The following is a 22,538-nucleotide window of genomic DNA, read 5'->3' as shown; positions in this document are numbered from 1 at the left end:
AGGTCTTATTGCACCACGCAGGGATCGGCCGCCTCCGGCCCGAAAGCCGGGTGGCGCAGCACGTCCCCCGGCGCAATCCCCAACCCCTTGGCCAGCCCGGCATTGATCTCCAACACCGCGAACACTGCATCCCCGCCCGGAATGGGCGTGCGATCAAGCGGCACAGCATTTTCATGCACACGGGTCACAACGCCGCGCCGGTCGGTGAAGATCATGTCCAGAGGAATCAGCGTATTGGCCATCCAGAAGGCCACTGGCTGAGGTTTCTCATAAACGAAGAGCATGCCATGGGAGCGCGCCATCTCGGAGCGGTTCATCAGCCCGAGTGCGCGTTCGCCCGCATCATCGGCAATCTCGACGGAAAAGCGCGCATCCGTGCCCTCCCCCGTCACGATCACCTCGTTCCTGTCACATGTCGTCTGCGCCGAAGCTCCTGCCACAGACGCGAGCATCACGGCCCCGGTCATCGCCCCGAGAGGCGTCAGGACCGCCCGCCGTTCAGCCATGATCCAGATCCTGTGCCTCCGGCTCCCGCAGTGCCGCATCCCAGGCGGTCACATGCGCGGCCATCCGGCCCCGACGGCCCTCGATGACGCGCAGGCCAACGGCCTCACCCGGCATCAGATCGGCAAGACCGGAGCGCCGCAGCACCTCGATATGGATGAACACATCCTCGGGGCGGCCAAACACATTGGCGAAACCAAAGCCCTTGCCCTTGTCAAACCATTTCACCCGTGCGGGTTCCAACGGCAGGGTCAAACTGCTTTCGTCGATGTCTTCCAGATCTTCGAGCACGGCCCCCGTGCCCGGCGCCGGTGGCAGGATTTCGAGCACCTCGACCGCCTGCACACCACGATCGGTGCGTTGCACCACAAGGCGGATGCCCGCCGCATCGGCAACGGAGCTTTGTCCGAAATTGCGCAGCACATTTGCGTGCAGCAAAATATCCGGCCCGCCGTCATCGGCGACCACAAATCCAAATCCTCGTGCCGGATCGAACCATTTCACATGGCCCGACACGACTTGGCTCAAGTCAGTTTCGTTCATTCTCTTCTATATACTCACAGGGGCCCATACCAAACGGCAGAGCCCGAACCATGGGGCGTGAGCCCCTCATCCCTGCCAGACCCTGTGCCATTCGGGCCGAAGGTTCAAGCCCCCTCCCCCCTGTCTTTTTGACCAAGAGGTCGGGTTCCCCGGCGTCATCCTGCACCTCTTGCCTCAAAGTCAGGCAAAACTTATGGATTAAGCCGTTGAATATCCCAGAGCTGATCCGGTGCGCTCCTGCGCCAGCGGAACCGGTCATGCAGGCGGAATTCGCCATCGGCCCAGAATTCGATTTCCAAAGGCGTGATCCGATAACCGCCCCAGAACGGAGGACGTTTCGGATTCGGCCCGTGCCTGAGCCCCTCTTTCGCCACCGCCTCCATCAGCGCCGCCTTCGACTCCAGCGGACGCGACTGACGGCTGGCCCAGGCACCGATCCGGCTCCCGAGCGCGCGTGAGCGATAATAGGCATCCGAATGCTCCTCGCTTTCGCGCGTCACAAGTCCGCGCACACGCACCTGACGACGCAAGCTCTTCCAATGCATCACGAAAGCCGCCTTCCCCGCGCTTTCGATTTCCTGCCCCTTGGCGCTCTCGTAATTGGTGTAAAACACGAAAGCATCGTCAGCGATCTCCTTCAGAAGCACCATACGCACGTTCGGAAGCCCCTCGGGGTCCACGGTGGCGATGGCAATGGCATTGGGATCGTTGATTTCCTTTGCTTCGGCCTCTTTCAGCCATTTGCGCGCGATCTCGAACGGATCGTTGCCTGCGAAAATGCCTTTTCGCGGAACTGTGCGTGGAGCCATGACGCCCTCCTCTTTTTATCCTTCCCCGGATACCCCCTACATCCGGAAGCGGCAAGCGTCATCGCAGGCAGGCGCGGGGTCATGAAGGGCCTGTGCACCCCCGCGCCGCAAAGGAGATTTGCACCGAGTTGTGACGCCACGTCACGAATTTGCCCCCACGCAGGCTTGATCGCCTATCTGAAAACCCCTAAAGCACGTCATAACACGAAAAATAATGGGGTCGAGGAAGACCATGACGAAACTGATGGACGGCAAGCGCGGGCTGATCATGGGCCTTGCCAACGACAAATCAATCGCCTGGGGCATCGCGAAAGCGCTCTCAGATCATGGCGCCGAGCTGTGCTTTTCCTATCAGGGCGAACAACTTAAGAAGCGCGTCGATCCGCTGGCCGAACGCCTCGGCTCCGATTTCGTCGTGGAATGCGATGTGGCCGACGAGGCCTCGATTGATGCGCTTTTCGCGGCGATCAAGGAAAAATGGGGCAAGATCGACTTCATCGTTCACGCCATCGGCTTTTCCGACAAGAACGAGCTGCGTGGCCGTTATGTCGACACCTCGCGCGCGAATTTCAACCTGACGATGGACATCTCCGTCTTCTCCTTCACCGCGGTCGCACAGCGTGCGGCGAAGCTGATGCCCGAGGGTGGCTCCATGCTCACCATGACCTATTACGGTGCCGAGCGCGTGATGCCGCATTACAACGTGATGGGTGTCGCCAAGGCCGCGCTTGAGGCCTCCGTGCGCTACCTCGCCGAGGACCTCGGCAAGGACGGTATCCGCGTCAACTCGATCTCCGCAGGCCCGATCAAGACGCTGGCCGCCTCCGGTATCGGCGATTTCCGTTACATCATGAAGTGGAACGAATACAATTCGCCCCTGCGCCGCAACGTGACCATCGACGACGTGGGCAATTCGGCGCTCTATCTCCTGTCCGATCTGGGCGCAGGCGTGACCGGCGAAACCCACCATGTGGATGCGGGGTATCACGTCGTCGGCATGAAAGCCGTGGATGCGCCGGATATTTCCAAGAACTGATCCGGCCTTGGATGACTGTTTCGAAACGGGGGCTTCGGCTCCCTTTTTTCGTCAGCCTGTGCTTTTGGGAGGAGACACAACATGACACTCACCGTATTCCTGTCGATCCTGAGCATCCATCTGATCGCGGCGATGAGCCCCGGCCCCTCTTTCGTGGTCTCGGTACGCACCGCCGCCTCAGAAGGCTTCCGCCCCGCCTTCGGCCTTGCCGTGGCGTTCGGGCTGGGCGCGGTGATCTGGGCACTTGCCGCGCTTTCCGGCCTCTCGATCCTGTTCGACATTTTCCCCCGCGCCTATCTCGCCTTCAAACTCGCGGGCGGGCTGTTCCTGATCTGGATCGGATACAAGACCTTCCGCCATGCCGCCGATCCCCTGCCCGAGGCCTCGGCGATGACCAGCCCGCGCTCTCTGGCCAATGCCTTTCGTCTCGGGTTGATGACGCAGCTTTCGAACCCGAAACCCGCCGTGTTCTTCGGAGCCGTGTTCGCCGGTCTGGTCCCGCCGGAAACCTCCGTGGTCGTTAAGGCGGTCTTGTTGTTTTTCGTCTTTTTTGACGAAACCCTGTGGTATGTGATTGTCGCGCGGCTTTTTTCGCGGCAAAAAGCACGACAAGCCTATGGCCGGGCCAAACTCTGGACCGACCGCGTCCTAGGCGGCCTTATCGCCGTTTTCGGTCTGCGGATCGCCACCAGTTGAGAAGAACCGCTCCGGCTTCGCCACCATGATGAAAGGATGAAAGAGATGTCCGACCGCCTGCCCCATGAAAAAGGGTTTCATGTCAGTTGGGACCAGATCCACCGGGACAGCCGCGCGCTGGCCTGGCGGCTTGACGGCAAGGGTCCCGATGACGGTGCATGGCGTGCCATCGTGGCGATCACCCGCGGCGGTATGGCCCCCGCGATGATAATCGCGCGTGAACTGGATATTCGCACCGTCGACACGATCTCGGTGAAATCCTACGATCACCAGACCCAAACCGAGCCGAAGGTGCTGAACGCTCCCGATGCCGATCTGATGGGCGATGGCACCGGCATTCTGGTGATCGACGATCTGGTGGACAGCGGACGCACGCTTGAGCTTTGCCGTCAGCTCTATCCGAACGCCCATTTCGCCACGGTCTACGCCAAACCGAAAGGCCGCGCGCAGGTGGACAGCTATATCACCGAAGTGTCTCAGGACACATGGATTTTCTTTCCGTGGGATATGGCGATGCAATACGTCAAGCCGTATCGCGGGCGGGACTGATCTCGGATCGAACTCAAAGGGGCCAATCGGCCCCTTTTTCATGCGCCCCTCGCGCCCAGAGCCTCAACTTTTTTCCGCCAGCGCACCACTTTTCCGGGCGTTGCCTCCGAAGCCCCCGCAAGCTGCGTGAGTTTCACCGGTTTGATGCCGACAAAACCGAGGATATGTCCCTTGAGCGTCGCGGCGACCGGATTGCGATAGGCGAGCCAGAGAAACCATGTCGGCGTGTCGGAGGTGATCACCACCCGGCCGCTGCGTCCCGTCAGCATCGGGCGCGGCATGCCGAAACGGTTCGGGTGGCGCGTATCGAAGGCCCGCCCCGGCAAAAAGGCCCGGTCGATCAGCCCTTTGAGCTTCGCTGGCAGGCTTCCCCACCACATCGGCGTGAACAGCACCACATGCTCCGCCCAGTCGATATGCGCCAGAACCTCTTCGAGATCAGGTTCCAGCGGCTTGATGTCCTTATACCCCGCCCGCTCGAAATCCATGTCGAAGTGCAGATCGCTCAGGTGGTGTATCCGCAAGTCGTACCCTGCCGCTTCGGCGGCCCGCGCATAACTTTCCGCCAATGTCCGCGACAGAGAATTGGCCGCAGGATGACCGTTCAGGATATAGATACGTTTCTGGGACATGGTCTCCCCCCAACAAAAAAATGACCGCGGTCAATTTTATTCGCGAAATTGACCGTGGTCAAGAAACATGCAAACTGACACCATGACCAAGCCGATCCAGAAACGCGCCATCGCCACCCGGGAAAAGCTGCTCGCAGCCGCCAAGGCCTTGATCGAGCAGGACAGTTTTGAACATCTCCGGGTCGAGGATGTGGTCGGTGCCGCTGGCGTCGCAAAGGGTACGTTCTTTGCGCATTTCAAGGACAAGGACGCGCTTTTGGAACAGATCATCGGCGCACGGCTTGCCGGGTTCAATGAAGCCATGGCCCAATCCCCCGTTCCTGAAAACATTGCGGAAATGATCGCCCGGATGCGCCCGCTGATTGCCTTTTCGACCTCGGAACGCACGGTGTTCGATGTAATGGTCCGCCATTCGGGCGCTGCGGCGAGTGCGGAAATTGGCCCCATCGCCGAGCAGTTCGATGCCCAGATCGCGCTTTATAGCCGTTGGGCCGCCTCGGGTCCGTTTCGCAAGGACACAGACCCGGAGCTTCTGGGGGAAGGCATCAGCGCCTTTCTCATTCAGGCCATCGCCCTGACCTTTTGCGCCTTGCATGGGCAACAGGCGCTGGAGGTGCGGCTGGCCGGGTATCTCACCGCATGGTTGCTGCCGCAGAGTTGATCGTCTAGGCCCCCGGTTTACGCCGCTGAGGCGCGCAGCAGCATATCCTGCACCTTGTCGATCTCATGCTCGGCAAAGGCCAGACCGGCCCCGCGATCCGAGCCGCGTAGCACTGCGTCGATAGCCCCGCAGGCCGAGCGCACGAGATAGCCTGCCTGACGCAATTCCATATCGTAAGACAGATCGCGGATGCGCTCCGTCATCTCCGCTTCACCCGTCGCATCGCCTCTCCGGGCCATATCGAGTGCCGCCCGCAGGTCTTCGATCAGATAGGGATCGCCCTCCATCCCGCCTGTGTTCATGACTGCCATATCAACCTCTTATCGTTTTATCTGGCCCAGATCCGTTTCGGCTCTGATCCGGGTACGCCTGCTCTCCAATTGGGGCGCTTTTGCCCCAGTGTCATCCAAGGCTCTTGCAAAAATGGTAAACAAATCCTGAATAGCTGCCCTAAAACCGCTCACCCCCGCATGAAAGGTCGTTTTTTCAGCGCCTTGCCAGTGTTTTCATCGCGTTGCATGCAATGGCACACCGCTTGTTACGGACGTGTCACGGACACATCACAGCTCAGCGAAACGATTGCATCCCGCGAGAGCCGCTCCTAAATTCGGCCCGATCACGAAAGGATACACCCATGCCGAACCCGCTCAATCCAGCCATGGCCCATACCGCCGCCTCGCCCATCGTCGCGTCGAAAAGCTGGATGGACGGCATGACCTTCCCGCCCGAGCGCCCGCTGATCAATGTCAGTCAGGCCGCGCCCATGGAGGCTCCGCCCCTGCCGCTGCGCGAAGAGATCGCCCGCATTGTGCTGGAAGACACTTCCGCACATCTTTACGGCCCGGTGCTGGGCCTGCCGGAGTTGCGGGAGGAACTCGCTCACCAATGGTCCACCGCCTATCACGCCGGAATCTCCCCGCCGGAGGTTGCGATCACCTCCGGCTGCAACGAGGCCTTCACCGCCGTGATGACCACCATCGCCGGGCCGGGTGACGAGGTAATCCTCGCAACACCATGGTATTTCAACCATAAAATGTGGTGCGATATGTCGGGCGTCCATGCCGTGCCGCTGCCCACCGGCGACGATCTTTTACCCGATCTGGAGACCTGCGCCCGGCTGATCACACCGCGCACCCGCGCCATCGTGCTGATCACCCCGAACAATCCGGGCGGCGTCGAATACCCGCCCGAGCTTTTGACGAAATTCTACGCACTGGCCCGCGAACATCGCATCATGCTGGTGCTTGATGAGACCTATCGCGATTTCGACAGCCGTTCCGAGGTGCCGCATCACCTGTTCCGGCAACCCGACTGGCGTGACACGCTCGTGCATCTCTATTCCTTCTCGAAGGCCTTCCGCCTCACCGGTCACCGCGTCGGCGCGCTGATCACCGGCACCGACCGGATGGTCGAGGTGGAGAAATATCTCGACACAGTCACCATCTGCCCCAATCAAATCGGTCAGCGCGCGGCACTTTGGGGGCTGCGCAATCTCAGTCAGTGGGTCGCAGGCGAGCGCACCGAAATCCTCGCCCGGCGCGCGGCGATGATCGAAGGTTTCAAGGCCCTCCAGGGCTGGAAACTCCTCGGTTGCGGCGCATTCTTCGCCTATGCCGAGCACCCGTTCGACATGCCCTCTTCCGAGTTTGCCCCCTGGCTCCTGCGCGAAGCGGGAGTGCTGCTTTTGCCCGGCACCGCCTTCATGCCGCAAAACGACCCGCGTGCAGAGCGGCAGTTGCGCATCGCCTTTGCCAATATCGGCGTGCCGGAGATCGAAACGCTTTTCACGAGATTGGCACAAATCAAGCCCTGATCCGCCTTGCCCTCCCTGTCGCTTGCCCCTACACAATTGCCCAACCTTGATGGGAGAAGAAAAACATGGCGAGCGGCAAGGGTTCTGGCGCGAAAATGGTGGTCTGGGGGATTCTCGGCCTCCTCATCATCGGCCTCGGCGGGTTTGGCACGGCGAATTTCGGCGGTGGCGTGACCCGTGTGGCCTCTGTGGGCGACGAGGACATTTCCGTCAACGATTACGCCAATGCGCTTCGCACCCAGATGCGCGCGATCGAGGCCCAAACCAGCCAGCCTTTCTCCGTCACTCAGGCACAGGAATTCGGCCTCTCGCAACAGGTGCTTGACCAGCTCCTGTCACAGGCCGCGCTCGACAACGAGACCGCGCGCCTCGGCCTCTCCGTCGGTGACGACGCGGTGCGCCGCGAACTGCTGACCTATGACGCGTTCAAGGGCATTGACGGCAAATTCGACACCCAGTCCTACAAGGAGCTTCTGGCGCGCAACAATATGAACGAAGGCGATTTCGAAGCCGATCTGCGTGATGAGGCCGCCCGTTCGATCCTTTCCGGTGCGCTGGCTTCCGGCATCACCATGCCCCCGTCCTACGGTCAGGCCGTGGTCGACTGGCTTGGCGAACGCCGCACGATTTCCGTTGCCGTGCTCTCCGCCACCGATCTCGAAACCGGCGTGCCCGCCGCCTCAGATACCGACATCCAGAGCTGGTACGATGCCCATCCGGACGCTTACACCGCTCCCGAGGCGCGGCGCATCACCTATGCCTGGCTGACCCCCGCCATGCTGACCGACAAGGTCGATCTCGACGAGGCCGCGCTGCGCCGGCTCTATGAGGACAACATCGACAGCTATGTCCAGCCGGAGCGCCGTCTGGTCGAACGTCTGGTCTATGGCAGCGAGGAGGAAGCGCAGGCCGCCGCCGACCGGATCGCATCCGGCGAAAGCACATTCGAGGATGAAGTCACCGCCCGAGGCCTTGCGCTGATCGACACCGACATGGGCGATGTCTCCGAGGGTGATCTGTCGTCCGAGGCCGGGCCCGCCGTCTTCGCGCTTGAAGGCACGGGCGTCGTCGGTCCTCTGATGTCCGATCTGGGTCCGGCGCTTTATCGTGTCAACGGCACACTTGCGGGCTCCGAAATTCCTTTCGAAGAGGCCCGTGACGAACTTGCGACCGAGATGGCCGCGGATGCCGCCGCCCGCCTGATCGCCGATCAGATCGAAGCTTTCGATAACGACCTCGCCGAAGGCTACACGCTTGAGGATCTGGCAAATGAGACCGACATGGAACTTGGGCAGATCGACTGGACACCGGAGAGCGAAGGCGGGATCGCCGCCTACACCGATTTCCAGCAGGCCGCCGCCTCCGTGACGCTGGACGACTATCCGGAGATCGTCGAGCTGTCCGATGGCGGGGTTTTCGCCCTACGTCTCGACGAGATCGTGCCCGCAAGCGTGAAACCGCTCGATCAGGTGCGCGATCAGGTCGCCGCCGACTGGGAAGCCGATGCGCTGGCCCAGAAACTCACCGCCCGCGCCGAGGCGCTTGAAACCGGCGTCGCCTCTGGCACCGCCATGGCCGATCTCGGCCTGCCGGTCGAACAATTCACCAAGATCACCCGTCAGGATTTCATCTCCACCATGCCCGCAGGCTTCATGGATGCGGTCTTCGCGCCGGGTCTCAAGGCAGGAGGCACCACGCTGATCCCCGGCGAGGGCCGCGTGGTCATCGCCAAGGTCGAAACCGTCGAAGCGCCGGAACCCTCGGACGAGAACGCCGCCATCGCGGAAAATTACATCGAAACCGCCGCCCAAGGTGTCGCCACCGATGTGATCGACGCCTTCTCCCGCGCACTGCGTACCCGCGAGGGCGTGACGGTGAACCAGACCGCGCTCAACGCGGTGCATAGCCAACTGCAATAAAGACCAGAAAGACGCCCGACATGGCCACGCTCATTCCGTCCTTCGCCGAGTTTGAAACCGGCTTCAACGCGGGCCAAAACCAGCTCGTCTACGCCAAGGTGGCCGCTGATCTCGACACGCCCGTTTCAATCATGCTGAAACTCGCGGGGGCACGCACCGACAGTTTCATCCTCGAATCCGTCACCGGCGGCGAGGTGCGCGGGCGCTATTCGATCATCGGCATGAAGCCCGACCTGATCTGGAAATGCGAGGGCACGGAGGCTTTCGTGAACCGCAATGCCCGTTTCGACGCGGAAAGCTATGTCCGAGATGAGCGCGATCCCCTCGCCTCGATCCGCGCCCTGATCGCAGAAAGCCGGGTAGATATCCCCGACGAGCTTCCGGGTGCTGCCGCCGGTCTCTTCGGCTATCTCGGCTATGACATGATCCGTCTCGTCGAACATCTGCCGAATGTGAACCCCGACCCGATCGGCCTGCCCGATGCGGTGCTGATGCGCCCTTCCGTGATTGCGATCCTCGACGGGGTGAAAGGCGACGTGATCCTCGTCTCCCCCGCTTGGGTCGAAAGCGGCCTCTCCGCCAAAGCCGCCTATGCGCAGGCCGCCGAGCGCGTGATGGATGCGCTCCGTGATCTCGAACGCGCGCCCTCCGAAGCAACGCATGAGATGGGCGAGGCTTATATCGCGCCCCCCGCCACCTCGAACTTCACCCACGAAGGCTACAAGGCCGCCGTCGAGAAGGCCAAGGAATACATCACCGCAGGCGACATCTTCCAAGTCGTGCCCGCACAGCGCTGGACGCAGGACTTCCCGCTGCCGCCCTTCTCGCTCTACCGGAGCCTGCGGCGCACCAACCCCTCGCCCTTCATGTTCTTCTTCAACTTCGGCGGCTTTCAGATCATCGGCGCCTCGCCCGAGATTCTCGTGCGCGTGTTCGACAACGAAGTCACCATCCGCCCCATCGCCGGCACCCGCAAACGCGGGGCGACACCGGCGGAGGACAAGGCTCTCGAAGAGGATCTTCTGTCCGACGAAAAGGAACTGGCCGAGCACCTGATGCTTCTCGATCTGGGCCGTAACGATGTGGGCCGCGTCGCAAAAATCGGCACGGTCCATCCGACCGAAGAATTCATCATCGAGCGCTATTCCCATGTCATGCACATCGTCTCCAACGTGGTCGGCGAACTGCGCGAGGATGAGGATGCGCTCTCCGCCCTGCTTGCGGGCCTGCCCGCCGGCACCGTCTCAGGCGCGCCGAAAGTGCGAGCAATGGAGATCATCGACGAGTTGGAGCCCGAAAAACGCGGCGTTTATGGTGGCGGTGTGGGATACTTCTCCGCAGGCGGCGACATGGACATGTGCATCGCATTGCGCACTGCCGTCCTGAAAGACGAAAAGCTCTATATCCAGGCGGGCGGCGGCGTCGTCTACGACAGCTCGCCCGAAGGCGAATATCAGGAAACCGTCAACAAATCCAACGCCCTCAGAAAAGCCGCCGAGGATGCGGGACTGTTCACACGGTCGGGAAATCGCTGAGCCCTTGCGGCTTTCTGATGGCTCCAATACTCACAAAAATACTCACGGCGCGCCGGGCCACCGCCCGCGCGCCGTTTGAGTATTTAAACCATCAGAAAAGCCCTAAAGCGGCAGTTCGGTCGTCGATTTGATCTCTTCCATCGAAAGCAGCGCCGTAACGTTGTAGATCGTCACCTCCTTGATCAGCGCCTGATAGAACTCATCGTAAGCGCGTGCGTTCTTCACCCGCACCTTGAGGATATAGTCGATCTCCCCCGCAAGACGGTGCGCCTCCAGAACCTCTGGTCGCTTTTGCAGCACTTTCAGGAATTTCTCCTGCCAACCCGCCTCATGGGCATTGGTGCGCACCAGCACGAAGAAACAGGCCTCAAGCCCAAGGCTTTCGGGGTCGAGGATCACTGTCTGCTGACCGATCACGCCACCCTCTTTCATTTTGCGGATGCGATTCCAAACAGGCGTCTTCGAAGAGCCGACTTTGCGGGCAATTTCGTCCAGAGACTGACTCGCATCGCGTTGCAGCTCACCCAGAATTTTCCGGTCCATCGCGTCGATCTGGTCCACCATTTCGATTTTCCTTTCCATATCGGAATTCCGGCCTTTCTGCCGCAAGGGAAAGGAACAAACATCCTTATTCGCGCGGGCATATGGCCTGATATTGGGAGAATGTTCTAAATTAATGGCAAGAATTCGCAAGATGGAAAGAGCCATGCCGCGCCCGTTCACGCCCAAAGCCGTCACCGCCAACGCCCTTCTGGAGGGCGATGTGATCTATCTCGACCAGTCCGGCCAGTGGGTCCGCGATCTGCGCATGGCGCAGGCCTTTACAGAGGCAGAGGCCGCCGAGGCCGCTCTCTCGGAGGCCGCGAAAGACGGCATGGTGGTCGGCGCGTATCTGACCGACGTGAAGCTCGGCGAGTATGGCCCGGAGCCTGCGCATTTCCGCGAAGAGTTCCGCCGCACCGGCCCGTCCAACTATTTTCACGGAAAACAAGAGGCCGAAGCCCATGTATAAGTACAACGACTTCGACGAGGCTTTCGTCCGGGAACGTGTGGCGCAATTCTCCGCTCAGGTCGCCCGCCGCATCGACGGTTCGCTGACCGAGGAAGAATTCCGTCCGCTGCGTCTGATGAACGGGCTGTATCTGCAACTGCACGCCTATATGCTGCGGGTGGCGATCCCTTATGGCACGCTGTCCTCGCGCCAGATGGATCAGCTTGCCCATATCGCCGAGACCTACGATCGCGGCTATGGTCATTTCACCACGCGGCAAAACATCCAGTACAACTGGCCGAAACTGCCGGACGTGCCCGCGATCCTGTCGGATTTGGCGGATGTGGAAATGCATGCGATCCAGACCTCCGGCAACACGATCCGCAACGTGACCGCCGATCATTTCGCGGGCGCGAGCGCCGATGAGATTGCCGATCCGCGCCCCGTAGCCGAGCTCATTCGTCAATGGTCCACCGATCACCCGGAATTCCAGTTCCTGCCGCGCAAGTTCAAGGTTGCGGTGTCGGGCGCCAAGGCCGACCGTGCCGTCATCAAAGCGCATGACGTGGGCCTTTACTTGCGCGAACAAGGCGGCGAGATCGGCGCCCAGCTCATTGTCGGCGGCGGGCTTGGCCGCACGCCAATGGTCGGCAAAGTGCTCAAGGATTTCGTGTCCCTCGAAGACCTGCTGCCCTATCTGGAGGCCACCGTGTCGGTCTGGAACCTGCTTGGACGGCGGGACAACAAATACAAGGCCCGGATCAAGATCACCGTGCATGAACACGGGATCGAGGATATCCGCGCCCGTGTCGAAGCCCGGTTTGCACAGATCAAACCGGCCTTCGGCGGCATCGACATGGCCATGCTGCGGGAGATCGAAACGGCCTTTGCGCCCCCGGCATTTCGCAACGCACCAACCGACGCCTTTGATCGTGCCTATAACAACGACCCGGTGTTCCGCGCTTGGACGGACACCAACCTGAGCGCCCACAAGGCGTCGGGCTATGCCATCGCGACCGTCTCGCTCAAGACACCCGGCCAGACACCGGGCGATGCCTCCGCCTATCAGATGCGCGTGCTGGCGCAGATCGCGCGTGACTATGGCCATGACGAGTTGCGCATTTCTCATGAGCAGAACGTCATCCTGCCGCATGTCCATAAATCCGACCTGCCCGCCATCCATGCGGCGCTGAAGGACGCAGGGCTCGCCACGGCCAACATCGGGCTGGTGAGCGACATCATCGCCTGCCCCGGCATGGATTACTGCGCTCTGGCCACCGCCCGTTCGATCCCCGTGGCGCAAGGTATTGCCACCCGCTTCGAGGAGTTGAAACTCGAACAGGACATCGGCCCGCTGAAGATCAAGATCTCCGGCTGCATCAACGCCTGCGGGCACCACCATGTCGGTCACATCGGCATTCTCGGCCTCGATCGGGCGGGTGTGGAGAATTACCAGATCACATTGGGCGGCGACGGCACCGAGGACATGGTGATCGGCGAGCGCACGGGCCCGGGCTTTGCCTATGACGAGATCGTGCCCGCAATCGAGCGTATCCTGATGACCTATCTCGATCTGCGCGAAGCGCCCCAGGAAACCTTCCTCGAAGCTTATCGTCGGCTTGGCATGGATCCATTCAAGACCGCGCTCTATCCTCCGAAAGAGGAGAAAGCACATGCAGCATAATCTGGCGCAAGCCCTTTCTCTGCGCGACGAATTTGGCACGGTCCAGGCCCGTGTCGACCGGCTGAATGCGCGCTATGCCCACCACTCGGCCACCTCCGTTCTCGAACTCGCCTTGCGGGACCGGGAACTGGGACGGATCGCGCTTGTTTCCTCTTTCGGGGCGGAAAGCGTCGTGCTCCTGCACATGATTTCGGTGATGAAACCCGACACGCCGGTGATCTTCATCGACACGGAAATGCTGTTCGAAGAGACGATTCAGTATCAACTCGACCTGATCGACCGGCTCGATCTGCGTGACGTGCGGCGGATCAAACCGGCCCCCGCACGCCTCGACGCTCATGATCCGGAGGGGCTTTTGCACCTGTCGAACAAGGACGCCTGCTGCGATCTGCGCAAAACCGTGCCTCTGCAACAGGCCTTGGGCAATTTCGATGCCTGGATCACCGGACGCAAACGGTTCCAGGGATCGACCCGCGCTCAACTCGATTTCTTCGAGAACGAGGCCGATACCCGGATCAAGATCAATCCTCTGGCTTATTGGGCGCCCGAGGACCTGAAGGATTACATGATCAACAACCGCCTGCCGCGTCATCCCCTGGTGGCGAAAGGCTACCCCTCGATCGGCTGCGCGCCCTGCACGAGCCCGGTGAAAGAGGGCGAGGACCCGCGCGCAGGGCGCTGGCGGGGCGAGGACAAGACCGAGTGCGGGATTCACTTCGTCGATGGCAAGATCGTGCGCGGTCCCATCGGCGGTCCCATCAAAGGAGACGCAGCATGAGCGTGATTGTGAGAGACGACGGCTTCATCCCCGAGGATTACACAGGTGAGTGGGTCGACCTGCCCTCCGACACCGATCCCGAAACTCTGGCGCAACACGGCAATGCGCCTGCGATCCGCATTGAGTTTCCCGCATTCAGCGACGGGCGTAGTTTCACGCTGGCCCGCCTTCTGCGGTTGTCGGGCTTTCAAGGGCGGCTGCGTGCCCATGGCCATGTGATCGCCGATCAATATGCCATGGCCCGGCGCGCGGGCTTCGACGAGGTGGAAATTCCCGAGACCCTCGCGGCGCGCCAACCCGAGGACCAATGGCTTGCCCGGTCCAATTGGCGAGCACATGATTACCAAATGCGCTTACGGGCGCGCGGATAGGCCCCGCAGACAAACCTGAGCCCCGGTCACGCTTGCACGCACGGTCAGAACAGTCCAAAAGGGACGGGACCGCGCGCCGGGGCGACCTCTGCCTGATGTGGATCAAAGATGTATCCGCAACTCCCCATTAAACGGCGCGAGACCCAAATGACCGAGCTGACCCAAGTGACCGACGTAAAAACCAAACCCGTGCCCACCCTGCCCGATGCCGCCACAGTTCTTGAGGTGCAACACTGGAACGACCGGCTGTTTTCCTTCAAGGTGGAACGGCCCCAGACCCTGCGGTTCCGCTCCGGCGAATTCGTGATGATCGGGCTGATGAACGACCCGGACCCGAAAACCGGCAAGCAAAAGCCGCTTTTGCGCGCCTATTCCATTGCCTCGCCCAGTTGGGAAGAGCATCTCGAATTCTATTCGATCAAGGTGCAGGACGGCCCGCTGACCTCGCGTTTGCAGCACATCCAGCCCGGCGATCAGATCATCCTGCGCCCGAAACCGGTCGGCACGCTGGTGGTCGATGCGCTTTTGCCCGGCAAACGGCTCTGGTTCTTCGCCACCGGCACCGGGATTGCGCCTTTTGCGTCCCTGATGCGCGAGCCGGAGGTTTATGAGAAATTCGACGAGGTGATCCTGATGCACACCTGTCGCGAGGTCTCGGAACTGGAATACGGGCGTCAACTGGTCGAACATATCAAGTCGGACGAGATTCTCAGCGAGATCGAAGACGGCAAGCTACGCTATTACCCGACGACGACCCGCGAAGAGTTCCATCATATGGGCCGCGTCACCGACAACCTGTCCTCTGGCAAGGTGTTCGAAGACCTCGGCATCGCGCCGATCAACCCGGAAACCGACCGCGGCATGGTCTGTGGCAACCTCGCATTCAACAAGGACATCATGGCCATTCTCGACGGTTTCGGCCTGCGCGAGGGAGCCAATTCCGAACCGAAGGAATATGTGGTCGAGAAGGCTTTCGTGGACTGATCCACCCCCGGGCAAGCGTGCAGGGAACCCCGCTCCGGCGGGGTTTTCTTTTGAGTATTTCCACCATCGGAAAACAAAAAGGCCGCGTGAGGTTTTCCCCACGCGGCCCTTGGTTTTGAACTGCTCGCTCTGACTCAGCGATGATTACATCCCCAGAAGGGTACGGGCTTTTTCCAGGATCGGACCAAGGATCGCCGGGTTTTCGGCGGCCTGTTCCATGCTGGTGATGACGGTGGCTTTCGCCTCGTCCGACAGCGAGGAGGCATTCACCACTTCGGTCGCTTTATCGAGATCGAAACCGTCGACGGTCAGCACTTCGGCAGCGGTGGCGAGGTCGAAAGACGGCGCGCTTTCGACCACTGCATCCGCGGCGGCGTCGGCGGCATCGGAGGCGGCTTCCATCGCATCGGCAGCGGCATCGGCGGCAACATCGGTCGCGGATTCGGCGGTGTCCGCAGCCACTTCGGCAGCATCAGAGGCGGTTTCGGTTGCAGCCTCGGCGGCGGCTTCCGTCGCCTCGGTTGCGGCATCGGCGGCGTCGGTCGCAGCTTCGACAGCGGATTCGGCGGCGTCAGAGGCTTCCTCGACAGCACCTTCACCGGCGGCGGTCACGGCATCGGTCGCAGCCTCGACAGCATCGCTTGCTGCCTCGGAAGCGGCTTCGGCAGCTTCAGTTGCGGTTTCGGTCGCTTCGGCAGCCACCTCTTCGGCAGTCTCGGATACGGCATCAGCCGCGTCGGAGGCCGCTTCGGAAGCCTGTTCCATCACGGAGGTGGTTTCCGTCGTGGTCTCCGCAGCTTTCTCTTCCTCTTTACAGGCCGCGAGCGTCAGCGCGAGGCTGGTCACGAGAGCGCCGGTCAGAATACGTTTGGTCATGTCAGTCTTCCTCACAAATACTTGCGGGGTATTTCCCCCCCGAACACCGCGGATATGGCATGAGGCATGACGAAATAAAAGGGGCCTGTCGACAGGATTTTCCCCCGTGGCGCACCCTGTGCGGGAAGCCGCCGAATGCGGGTTGAAAGCGGCGGCGATACGCCTTATTTTCCCGCAACACAAACGCAACGACAAACAGGAGCCGACCATAGCCCGCAGACCGCATAACGCCCCGCCGACCCGCGACACCGGACCGCGTATCAACGAACGCATCCGAGCGCCGGAAATCCGACTGATCGGTGCAGAGGGCGAGAATATTGGTGTCATCACGCCCGCCAAGGCCCTCGATCTGGCGATCGAAGCCGGGCTGGACCTCGTGGAAATTTCCCCGAACGCCACGCCGCCGGTCTGCAAGATCATGGACTTCGGCAAATTCAAATACGAACAGCAGAAGCGGGAATCCGAAGCCCGCAAGAAGCAGAAGATCATCGAGATCAAGGAAGTCAAATTCCGCCCCGGCACCGACGTGCACGATTACGAAGTGAAAATGCGCAATGTCATCAAGTTCCTTGAGAATGGCGACAAGGTGAAGGTCACCCTGCGCTTCCGTGGCCGCGAAATGGCGCACCAGGATTTGGGGCGTCAGCTTCTTGAGCGTGTTGCCGAGGATGTCAAGGAGATCGGCAAGATCGAGAACATGCCGAAGATGGAAGGCCGTCAGATGATCATGATGATCGGTCCGCTTCCTTCGAAAAGCTGATCCGGCCTACATGCTGTAATCCGAAACGACCCCCGGCCTCGACCGGGGGTTTTTCTTTGCGGTTTCGATGGCGCGCGGCTCAGAACGCCCCCGCCCCGATCCCCGCGAGCACAAGCACGAGAATCTGCGGCGCCAGGATGCGCAGGAACATCACCAGCGGATAGACCGAGACATAAGCGACAGACGCCGCCCCCGTCGAACTCATCGACACGGCGAAGGCGAGCGCCGGCGGATCGGTCATCGACCCCGCAAGCACGCCGCACAGGCTCAGGTAGTTGAACTTGCCGAAGATGCGCGCAAGGATACCCACGACCAGAAGCGGCAGGATCGTGATCAGGATGCCATAGCCCATCCAGAGCAAACCGTCGCCATGCAACAGCGTCTCGAAAAACCGATCTCCCGCAATGATGCCGACAACGGCGAGGAACAGGACGATGCCGAACTCGCGCAGCGCATGGTTGGCGGCGGGGGGCATGTACCAGGTGAACGGCCCCCAATGGCCGAGACGGCCCAGAAGGATCGCCGCCATCAAGGGCCCGCCTGCAAGCCCGAGTTTCAGAGGCGCCGGAAGCCCCGGCACGGCGAGCGGAATGGACCCAAGAAGCACCCCGAGCGCGATGCCGAAGAACAGCGCGGGGAATTGCACCTCCTGAAGCCGGGCGTTCTCGTTGCCGAGCTGGCTTGCCACGGCGTCGATATCCGCCTGCGCGCCCACAACGGTGACGATATCCCCGAAGGCAAGCGTCGAGGAGGCCTGCGCCGGAAGCTCGACGCCCGCGCGGTTGATCCGTGACACGGTCACCCCGTTGCCTTCGAGAAAGGCAAGCTCACGCAGCGACTTGCCCAGTACCCGCTCCTTGGTCACCACAAGACGCGTCCAAGTGAGTTTTGTTCCCTTGGTGGTCATCGGTGCGTCGATCTCTCGGCCCAGAATGAGCTTCATCGCCTGCAACTTGTCCTTGGGACCCACGAGGTGCAGACAGTCTCCCACATGCACGATCACGTCCCGCGTCGGCACCACCAATTCACCGGCCTTTTTCATCCGGGAGGCCACCACGCCATGATCGAACAGATCCGGCACATCGCCCAGACGGAGACCGTCGAGATTGGCGTTTATGACCTCGACATTCATCGAAGGAAGCGCTTCCTCGCCACTCCGGGTTTCGGCCTTATACGCGGCTTCCTCATCGGCCAGAACGATGCGGAACAAAAAGCGGATCACGAACATCGCTGTCAGGATGCCGAGGATGCCAAAAGGATAGGCCATGGCGTAGCCCATGCCGGAATTCGCCACCTCGGAGCCCGGAAACCCGGCATCACCCAGCACCTGCTGCGCAGCCCCCAGCCCCGGCGTGTTGGTCACCGCCCCCGACATCACGCCGACGAGCACCGGCAGCGGCAGATCGGTGATCGCCCAGATCGCCAGCGTCACCGCAACCCCGCCCAGCACGATGGCGATGGCCGCGAGATTGAACCTGAGACCGGACTTGGCGAAGGAGGAAAAGAAGCTCGGACCCACCTGAATCCCGATTGTGTAGACAAACAGGATCAGCCCCAGTTCACGCACAAAATGCATCACCTCGCCATCGAATTCGATCCCCGCACGGGAAGCGAGATGGCCGACAAGGATGCCGGAAAACAGTACGCCACCGATGCCGAGGCCGATCTTGCGGATCTGCAATTTTCCGAACAACAGCCCGAAGGCACCTGCCAGCGTCAGGGCGAGGGTCGTGATGGCAATGTCTGAAAGTGGAAGAGAGAGGGCCATAGGCTTGCTTTCTTTGGGAGAATTTCAGGAGAACTTCAGCGCTAATTAGAACCTCCCCATTGCGATCCTATGTCGCGCGTCCTTGTCTGTACCTGATATGTCTCAACTTTCTGCAAATGCATAACGGTCATGCAAGAGAAATCTGGTTCTTGACCTGCATCCGGTGCGGAAAGCAGCCCACCGACCCCGAGATCGGTCAAATCGTTATCGGAAGTGCCCACGCCAAAAGCCAGACGTTCGGAACACCAGTCCGCCCTGGCTTGAACCGGATCAAATCCCACCCTCAAAGCGGTTCCAGTTTAACCTGATTTATCACATAAACTCGAAATGCCCGCTCCATTTGAGCGTTGCACAGCGTTTCTGCCCAAACCTTGATACAGGTTTAATCAGAAACGTTTTAATGCCATGCCAAGGGGAACCGTCCGTCAACCGCAGAATGCAAAACCGGAAAACGCGCAAAAAAGAGGCGTCGCAGGAGAAACGCAAACCCTGCGACGCCAGTATAGTATTCTGCCCACGCACAAAAGGCAGGATACGGCGCGGACGATCGGAAGGAGAGTCCGCGGGAGGAATGCAGGACCCGGATGTCTGACTGCTGACGAACAGGTCACTGCGCTCGAGACTCTGAATAAGGGAGCGGGCGACTCGGAACATTGATCTCGATCAACCATGGGTTTCAGTCTGATATTGACCCCGATGCACTTGCAGCGAAAAAACTCGTTTTCTTGGGAAAAACGCAAAAAACACGGAAAAATCCCCAGACAAAAAATCGTCTAATTCCCCTGAAAAAATTGAAAAAAGACGGAAACAAAGATCAGAGAAGGTTCAGATTCTCGAAATTGTCGCCATTTTTCGCCAATTCCCTCCAAAGTGCCGCAGGTTCCCAAATGTCCGGTGCGGCGGAGGAAAAGCTTTTCAGACGTTTTTCCGCCTGAAAAATCCCCATGAGATCCGCCGCCTTCATCGGACCGCCGTGATAGCGCGGATACCCCTTGGCCAACATCATCACCACGTCGATGTCCACCGGGCGCATCACCACGCCCGATTGCAACAGCCGCGCGCCTGCATTGGCTGCCGCCAGCAAAAGCCGCTCGGAGATGTCGCGATCGCTCAGGGACAATTCCGGCACACCGCCCTGCGCGCGCAGATCGGCGAGAATCGCCTCCGTCGTGATATCGCTCGGCGCCAGCCCTTTGGGGTAATCGTAGAACCCCTGCCCCGCCTCTTTGCCTGTGCGCCCCTCCCCCGCGAGGAACTGCGCCACCGCCCCGCTCATGTGATCGAGCCCCAGCGCATCCATGGTTTCGCAAGGCCCCGCCGGAAAGCCGTAATCGCGCATCACCCGGTCGATCCGCGCGGGGCGTACCCCCATCAGCAACAGAACGTCCACCGCCGCCCAGACCGCCTCCTGCACCACATTGGCGATCAGCCCGTCGCGTGCGTGCAGTGTCACCGGCACCTTGCCGAGACGTTTCACAAACCCATGCACCGTCACCAGTGCCTGTTTCGACACGCCATCGCGCAGCGCCAGTTCGACCACACGGATCACCTGTGAGGGCGCGAAGAAATGCAGGCCGAGAAAGCGCTCCGGATGGGCGAGGTCACGTGCCAGTTGCGCAAAACCGCGATCCGCCACGGTGGCAAGCACCGTTTCCTCCGGCAGGAATTCTTCGAGACGCGCCAGAAGCCGCGCCCGGGCCTCCGTCGAGGCGGCACTGGCCTCAAGCACCAGATCGGCTTGCGACAAGCTGTCCGTCCGGGTCGTCGCCGTAAGGCCCGCAAGCCTCTCCTGACGCAGTTCCGCCGTGATCTGCCCCTGTTGCTCGGCGCGCGTATAGACTGCGGCGATCCGCTGTTCCGCCACCACCAACTGATCGGCAGAAGCGCCCACAAGCCGCACCTTGATCCCGTGATCGAGCGCCGTGATGGCGATACCGAGCGCCAGAGAGCCGGTGCCGACCAACCCGAGCTCCTTCACCTCTGCGGGGTGCAGCCCTTCGACGTCCTCAAGCCGTGCCGCGCGGCGTTCGGCGAAATGGGCATGGCGCAGCGCCTCTGTGTCCTCGCTGGCGAAACAGTCGGCGCGCGCCACGGTCTCGCGTGCCACGCCGGCCTCGAAGGGCAGTATGAGCGCCGCCTCGACACAGTCGACGATCCGCCCCGGCGCACCGATCCGCGCGCCCTTGATCCGGGCACGTCGGACCGCAACCTCTTTCATATATGTTACGCCGTCGGCAAGCCCCCGTGTGATCCCGCGCGTCGGACGCGGCCCGCGCCCCTCGGTCAGAACCCGTTCGGCCAGGGCTATGGCCGCCTCACCGGGGTTCTGTGGGGTCATTTCGTCAACCAGTCCCAGTTCGAGCGCCTGCGACGCCGGAACCGGGCGACCGGACAGCAGGATTTCAAACGCCGCACCCGGTCCTACCAGCCGTGGCAGACGCTGGGTCACCCCACCCGTCGGCACGAGACCGAGGGTGATCTCCGGCGCACCGAGCCGCGCGCTGCGCCCGATCACCCGGTAATGTGCCGCCAAGGCGAGAGCCAGCCCCGCTTCCAGCGTGCTGCCATGCAGTGCGGCAATCACCGGTTTCGGGCAGGCTTCGATCCGGTCGCATAATGTGTTGAGACTGGGCGCAGGCTCCTGTGCCGTCAGCTTGTCCGCGGCAAAACCCGTGCAGAACGAGGCACCTTCCGCCATCAGAACGATGGCCCCCACCTCTGGGTCCCGCTCCGCCGCCTCGACCGCCTCAAGCAGAGACTGACGCAGTCCCGGGGTCAATGTGTTCACGGGCGGGGATGACAGGCACAGGACCGCGACGTTACCCTGTCGGCCACTCCGGACGAGGGGCGTCGGCATTCCGTCCACCCGGTCACTTTGCTCCATCTTTCTGGTCAGTTCCACCGCCTCACTCATCCGCGCCCCCGCACAACACTTACCGTCCCCTGCTCCACGCACCCTCCACCCTGACAGCGGCTCGCATGAAAGTTATCCACAGGTTTTCCACATAATGCGAAGACACCCGCCGCTTGGCAAGACGGCAGCGCCCTTCCCAAGGCTTTTCAGGCTGAAACACCCGTCACAGGCCGCAGACCTAAAGCTTTTTACAATTGATCCGAGGCACGGACTACATGCAAAAGGCCTGCGCCGTTGAACGCATTAGCGGTGAGGATAGAGATCGTCGGCGGAGCGATCTTCCAACTCGGCCTCCAGCCGCACCAGATCCTGCGGCAAAGGCAGGCCCAGCGCCGACAGTTCGGCCAGTTTCTCGCGCAGGCTTTCCTGCAGGATATGGCGGTCCTCCGGACGCGCCGCGATCTCGTCCAGGATCATGTAAACCTGAGCTTTCAGCGCTTCGAATGCCATGGCGCCGTCCTTTCATCCTGTCAGGGGAGCCGGATCAGACCGGCATGTTGTCCCACATATCATCCGCATCGTCGTCGTCGGGCACCGGTCGGATATACTCCGCCTCCTCCCCCTCAAGCGAGTCATGCAGTTTTTCCTTCAAGGCATTGGCGGTTTTCTCGTCTTTCACGAGATCGTCGACAATCTTGTCGATCTCCGCCTCCGTTTTCGTCACTCTGGTCATCTCAACCTCCTTGATACCTTCGACCTGCCCGGCCTCACGGTC

The 22,538-nt window shown here is 61.1% G+C and carries 24 protein-coding genes; 13 read left to right on the top strand and 11 right to left on the bottom strand.

Annotated elements, in window-relative coordinates:
* Positions 1–5: 5 nt before the first annotated feature.
* From C8N42_RS15065 to pdxH, 3 genes are all read right to left on the bottom strand, one after another.
* Positions 6–506, bottom strand: a complete 501-nt coding sequence (locus tag C8N42_RS15065; RefSeq protein WP_245890178.1) for a DUF192 domain-containing protein — start codon at positions 504–506, stop codon at positions 6–8.
* Complete coding sequence (locus tag C8N42_RS15060) at positions 499–1,047, bottom strand: cold-shock protein (RefSeq protein WP_107817401.1); 549 nt, start codon at positions 1,045–1,047, stop codon at positions 499–501. The genes C8N42_RS15065 and C8N42_RS15060 overlap by 8 nt, the downstream gene beginning before the upstream one ends.
* Before the next feature lie 191 nt (positions 1,048–1,238).
* Positions 1,239–1,856, bottom strand: a complete 618-nt coding sequence (gene pdxH / locus C8N42_RS15055; RefSeq protein WP_107817400.1) for a pyridoxamine 5'-phosphate oxidase — start codon at positions 1,854–1,856, stop codon at positions 1,239–1,241.
* Positions 1,857–2,088: 232 nt separating this feature from the next.
* Between pdxH and fabI the strand changes: the two genes are divergently transcribed.
* The 3 genes from fabI (at position 2,089) to gpt (ending at position 4,137) form a co-directional block, all read left to right on the top strand.
* On the top strand, positions 2,089–2,892 hold the full coding sequence (gene fabI, locus C8N42_RS15050; protein ID WP_107817399.1) for an enoyl-ACP reductase FabI: 804 nt from the start codon (positions 2,089–2,091) through the stop codon (positions 2,890–2,892).
* Between the two features lie 81 nt (positions 2,893–2,973).
* A complete protein-coding gene (locus C8N42_RS15045) occupies positions 2,974–3,588 on the top strand; it encodes a LysE family translocator (protein ID WP_107817398.1) in 615 nt (204 codons plus the stop codon).
* Between the two features lie 45 nt (positions 3,589–3,633).
* On the top strand, positions 3,634–4,137 hold the full coding sequence (gene gpt, locus C8N42_RS15040; protein WP_107817397.1) for a xanthine phosphoribosyltransferase: 504 nt from the start codon (positions 3,634–3,636) through the stop codon (positions 4,135–4,137).
* A 38-nt stretch (positions 4,138–4,175) separates the two neighbouring features.
* On the opposite strand, the gene C8N42_RS15035 is transcribed toward gpt, so the two are convergent.
* Positions 4,176–4,769 (bottom strand): NAD(P)H-dependent oxidoreductase, encoded by a 594-nt coding sequence (locus C8N42_RS15035; RefSeq protein WP_107817396.1) that lies wholly within the window; start codon positions 4,767–4,769, stop codon positions 4,176–4,178.
* A 67-nt stretch (positions 4,770–4,836) separates the two neighbouring features.
* Between C8N42_RS15035 and C8N42_RS15030 the strand changes: the two genes are divergently transcribed.
* The gene (locus C8N42_RS15030) at positions 4,837–5,430 is read left to right on the top strand and encodes a TetR/AcrR family transcriptional regulator (protein ID WP_245890176.1); all 594 of its coding nucleotides are present in this window, start codon (positions 4,837–4,839) and stop codon (positions 5,428–5,430) included.
* A gap of 17 nt (positions 5,431–5,447) precedes the next feature.
* Here the strand turns inward: C8N42_RS15030 and C8N42_RS15025 are convergent, their stop codons facing one another.
* Positions 5,448–5,741: a hypothetical protein gene (locus tag C8N42_RS15025; RefSeq protein WP_107817395.1), complete on the bottom strand. Its 294-nt coding sequence runs from the start codon at positions 5,739–5,741 to the stop codon at positions 5,448–5,450.
* Between the two features lie 323 nt (positions 5,742–6,064).
* Between C8N42_RS15025 and C8N42_RS15020 the strand changes: the two genes are divergently transcribed.
* The 3 genes from C8N42_RS15020 (at position 6,065) to trpE (ending at position 10,697) form a co-directional block, all read left to right on the top strand.
* The gene (locus C8N42_RS15020) at positions 6,065–7,243 is read left to right on the top strand and encodes an aminotransferase (RefSeq protein ID WP_107817394.1); all 1,179 of its coding nucleotides are present in this window, start codon (positions 6,065–6,067) and stop codon (positions 7,241–7,243) included.
* Between the two features lie 65 nt (positions 7,244–7,308).
* On the top strand, positions 7,309–9,162 hold the full coding sequence (locus C8N42_RS15015) for a SurA N-terminal domain-containing protein (RefSeq protein ID WP_107817393.1): 1,854 nt from the start codon (positions 7,309–7,311) through the stop codon (positions 9,160–9,162).
* 20 nt (positions 9,163–9,182) lie between these two features.
* On the top strand, positions 9,183–10,697 hold the full coding sequence (gene trpE, locus C8N42_RS15010) for an anthranilate synthase component I (protein WP_107817392.1): 1,515 nt from the start codon (positions 9,183–9,185) through the stop codon (positions 10,695–10,697).
* A 102-nt stretch (positions 10,698–10,799) separates the two neighbouring features.
* On the opposite strand, the gene C8N42_RS15005 is transcribed toward trpE, so the two are convergent.
* Positions 10,800–11,261 carry an Lrp/AsnC family transcriptional regulator gene (locus tag C8N42_RS15005; protein ID WP_107817391.1) on the bottom strand — a complete coding sequence of 154 codons (462 nt, stop codon included), beginning with the start codon at positions 11,259–11,261 and terminating at the stop codon, positions 10,800–10,802.
* Between the two features lie 142 nt (positions 11,262–11,403).
* On the opposite strand from C8N42_RS15005, the gene C8N42_RS15000 reads away from it, so the two are divergent.
* The 5 genes from C8N42_RS15000 to C8N42_RS14980 all read left to right on the top strand — a co-directional run bounded on the left by C8N42_RS15000 (position 11,404) and on the right by C8N42_RS14980 (position 15,505).
* Entirely contained in the window at positions 11,404–11,709 is a 306-nt protein-coding gene (locus C8N42_RS15000; RefSeq protein ID WP_107817462.1) for a DUF2849 domain-containing protein, read from the top strand.
* The gene (locus C8N42_RS14995) at positions 11,702–13,372 is read left to right on the top strand and encodes a nitrite/sulfite reductase (RefSeq protein ID WP_107817390.1); all 1,671 of its coding nucleotides are present in this window, start codon (positions 11,702–11,704) and stop codon (positions 13,370–13,372) included. The genes C8N42_RS15000 and C8N42_RS14995 overlap by 8 nt, the downstream gene beginning before the upstream one ends.
* Positions 13,362–14,150 (top strand): phosphoadenylyl-sulfate reductase, encoded by a 789-nt coding sequence (locus C8N42_RS14990; RefSeq protein ID WP_107817389.1) that lies wholly within the window; start codon positions 13,362–13,364, stop codon positions 14,148–14,150. The genes C8N42_RS14995 and C8N42_RS14990 overlap by 11 nt, the downstream gene beginning before the upstream one ends.
* A complete protein-coding gene (locus C8N42_RS14985) occupies positions 14,147–14,521 on the top strand; it encodes a DUF934 domain-containing protein (RefSeq protein ID WP_107817388.1) in 375 nt (124 codons plus the stop codon). The genes C8N42_RS14990 and C8N42_RS14985 overlap by 4 nt, the downstream gene beginning before the upstream one ends.
* Positions 14,522–14,668: 147 nt before the next feature.
* On the top strand, positions 14,669–15,505 hold the full coding sequence (locus tag C8N42_RS14980) for a ferredoxin--NADP reductase (RefSeq protein ID WP_107817387.1): 837 nt from the start codon (positions 14,669–14,671) through the stop codon (positions 15,503–15,505).
* Between the two features lie 144 nt (positions 15,506–15,649).
* Here the strand turns inward: C8N42_RS14980 and C8N42_RS14975 are convergent, their stop codons facing one another.
* A complete protein-coding gene (locus C8N42_RS14975) occupies positions 15,650–16,381 on the bottom strand; it encodes a hypothetical protein (protein WP_107817386.1) in 732 nt (243 codons plus the stop codon).
* 106 nt (positions 16,382–16,487) lie between these two features.
* Here C8N42_RS14975 and infC point away from each other — a divergent pair, with 106 nt between their 5' ends.
* Positions 16,488–17,141 carry a translation initiation factor IF-3 gene (gene infC / locus C8N42_RS14970; RefSeq protein WP_425430531.1) on the top strand — a complete coding sequence of 218 codons (654 nt, stop codon included), beginning with the start codon at positions 16,488–16,490 and terminating at the stop codon, positions 17,139–17,141.
* A gap of 79 nt (positions 17,142–17,220) precedes the next feature.
* Here infC and C8N42_RS14965 read toward each other — a convergent pair whose 3' ends face one another.
* The 4 genes from C8N42_RS14965 to C8N42_RS14950 all read right to left on the bottom strand — a co-directional run bounded on the left by C8N42_RS14965 (position 17,221) and on the right by C8N42_RS14950 (position 22,496).
* Positions 17,221–18,909, bottom strand: a complete 1,689-nt coding sequence (locus tag C8N42_RS14965; RefSeq protein WP_107817385.1) for a putative transporter — start codon at positions 18,907–18,909, stop codon at positions 17,221–17,223.
* An 814-nt stretch (positions 18,910–19,723) separates the two neighbouring features.
* Positions 19,724–21,823 (bottom strand): enoyl-CoA hydratase-related protein, encoded by a 2,100-nt coding sequence (locus tag C8N42_RS14960; protein WP_107817384.1) that lies wholly within the window; start codon positions 21,821–21,823, stop codon positions 19,724–19,726.
* A 243-nt stretch (positions 21,824–22,066) separates the two neighbouring features.
* The gene (locus C8N42_RS14955; RefSeq protein WP_107817383.1) at positions 22,067–22,273 is read right to left on the bottom strand and encodes a hypothetical protein; all 207 of its coding nucleotides are present in this window, start codon (positions 22,271–22,273) and stop codon (positions 22,067–22,069) included.
* Positions 22,274–22,307: 34 nt separating this feature from the next.
* Entirely contained in the window at positions 22,308–22,496 is a 189-nt protein-coding gene (locus tag C8N42_RS14950) for a hypothetical protein (RefSeq protein WP_107817382.1), read from the bottom strand.
* Between the last annotated feature and the right edge of the window lie 42 nt (positions 22,497–22,538).

It is taken from the genome of Celeribacter persicus, assembly GCF_003050785.1.
GTDB lineage: Bacteria > Pseudomonadota > Alphaproteobacteria > Rhodobacterales > Rhodobacteraceae > Celeribacter > Celeribacter persicus.
The sequence above is the reverse complement of the archived record's forward strand: the minus strand, read 5'-3'. Positions and strand labels throughout refer to the sequence as shown.

Excerpts from the sequence above, each read along its gene's own strand:
- C8N42_RS15065 (WP_245890178.1), bottom strand. The coding sequence starts at position 506 with ATGGCTGAACGGCGGGCGGTCCTGACGCCTCTCGGGGCGATGACCGGG.
- C8N42_RS15060 (WP_107817401.1), bottom strand. The coding sequence starts at position 1,047 with ATGAACGAAACTGACTTGAGCCAAGTCGTGTCGGGCCATGTGAAATGG.
- pdxH (WP_107817400.1), bottom strand. The coding sequence starts at position 1,856 with ATGGCTCCACGCACAGTTCCGCGAAAAGGCATTTTCGCAGGCAACGAT.
- fabI (WP_107817399.1), top strand. The coding sequence starts at position 2,089 with ATGACGAAACTGATGGACGGCAAGCGCGGGCTGATCATGGGCCTTGCC.
- C8N42_RS15045 (WP_107817398.1), top strand. The coding sequence starts at position 2,974 with ATGACACTCACCGTATTCCTGTCGATCCTGAGCATCCATCTGATCGCG.
- gpt (WP_107817397.1), top strand. The coding sequence starts at position 3,634 with ATGTCCGACCGCCTGCCCCATGAAAAAGGGTTTCATGTCAGTTGGGAC.
- C8N42_RS15035 (WP_107817396.1), bottom strand. The coding sequence starts at position 4,769 with ATGTCCCAGAAACGTATCTATATCCTGAACGGTCATCCTGCGGCCAAT.
- C8N42_RS15030 (WP_245890176.1), top strand. The coding sequence starts at position 4,837 with ATGCAAACTGACACCATGACCAAGCCGATCCAGAAACGCGCCATCGCC.
- C8N42_RS15025 (WP_107817395.1), bottom strand. The coding sequence starts at position 5,741 with ATGGCAGTCATGAACACAGGCGGGATGGAGGGCGATCCCTATCTGATC.
- C8N42_RS15020 (WP_107817394.1), top strand. The coding sequence starts at position 6,065 with ATGCCGAACCCGCTCAATCCAGCCATGGCCCATACCGCCGCCTCGCCC.
- C8N42_RS15015 (WP_107817393.1), top strand. The coding sequence starts at position 7,309 with ATGGCGAGCGGCAAGGGTTCTGGCGCGAAAATGGTGGTCTGGGGGATT.
- trpE (WP_107817392.1), top strand. The coding sequence starts at position 9,183 with ATGGCCACGCTCATTCCGTCCTTCGCCGAGTTTGAAACCGGCTTCAAC.
- C8N42_RS15005 (WP_107817391.1), bottom strand. The coding sequence starts at position 11,261 with ATGGTGGACCAGATCGACGCGATGGACCGGAAAATTCTGGGTGAGCTG.
- C8N42_RS15000 (WP_107817462.1), top strand. The coding sequence starts at position 11,404 with ATGCCGCGCCCGTTCACGCCCAAAGCCGTCACCGCCAACGCCCTTCTG.
- C8N42_RS14995 (WP_107817390.1), top strand. The coding sequence starts at position 11,702 with ATGTATAAGTACAACGACTTCGACGAGGCTTTCGTCCGGGAACGTGTG.
- C8N42_RS14990 (WP_107817389.1), top strand. The coding sequence starts at position 13,362 with ATGCAGCATAATCTGGCGCAAGCCCTTTCTCTGCGCGACGAATTTGGC.
- C8N42_RS14985 (WP_107817388.1), top strand. The coding sequence starts at position 14,147 with ATGAGCGTGATTGTGAGAGACGACGGCTTCATCCCCGAGGATTACACA.
- C8N42_RS14980 (WP_107817387.1), top strand. The coding sequence starts at position 14,669 with ATGACCGAGCTGACCCAAGTGACCGACGTAAAAACCAAACCCGTGCCC.
- C8N42_RS14975 (WP_107817386.1), bottom strand. The coding sequence starts at position 16,381 with ATGACCAAACGTATTCTGACCGGCGCTCTCGTGACCAGCCTCGCGCTG.
- C8N42_RS14965 (WP_107817385.1), bottom strand. The coding sequence starts at position 18,909 with ATGGCCCTCTCTCTTCCACTTTCAGACATTGCCATCACGACCCTCGCC.
- C8N42_RS14960 (WP_107817384.1), bottom strand. The coding sequence starts at position 21,823 with ATGAGTGAGGCGGTGGAACTGACCAGAAAGATGGAGCAAAGTGACCGG.
- C8N42_RS14955 (WP_107817383.1), bottom strand. The coding sequence starts at position 22,273 with ATGGCATTCGAAGCGCTGAAAGCTCAGGTTTACATGATCCTGGACGAG.
- C8N42_RS14950 (WP_107817382.1), bottom strand. The coding sequence starts at position 22,496 with ATGACCAGAGTGACGAAAACGGAGGCGGAGATCGACAAGATTGTCGAC.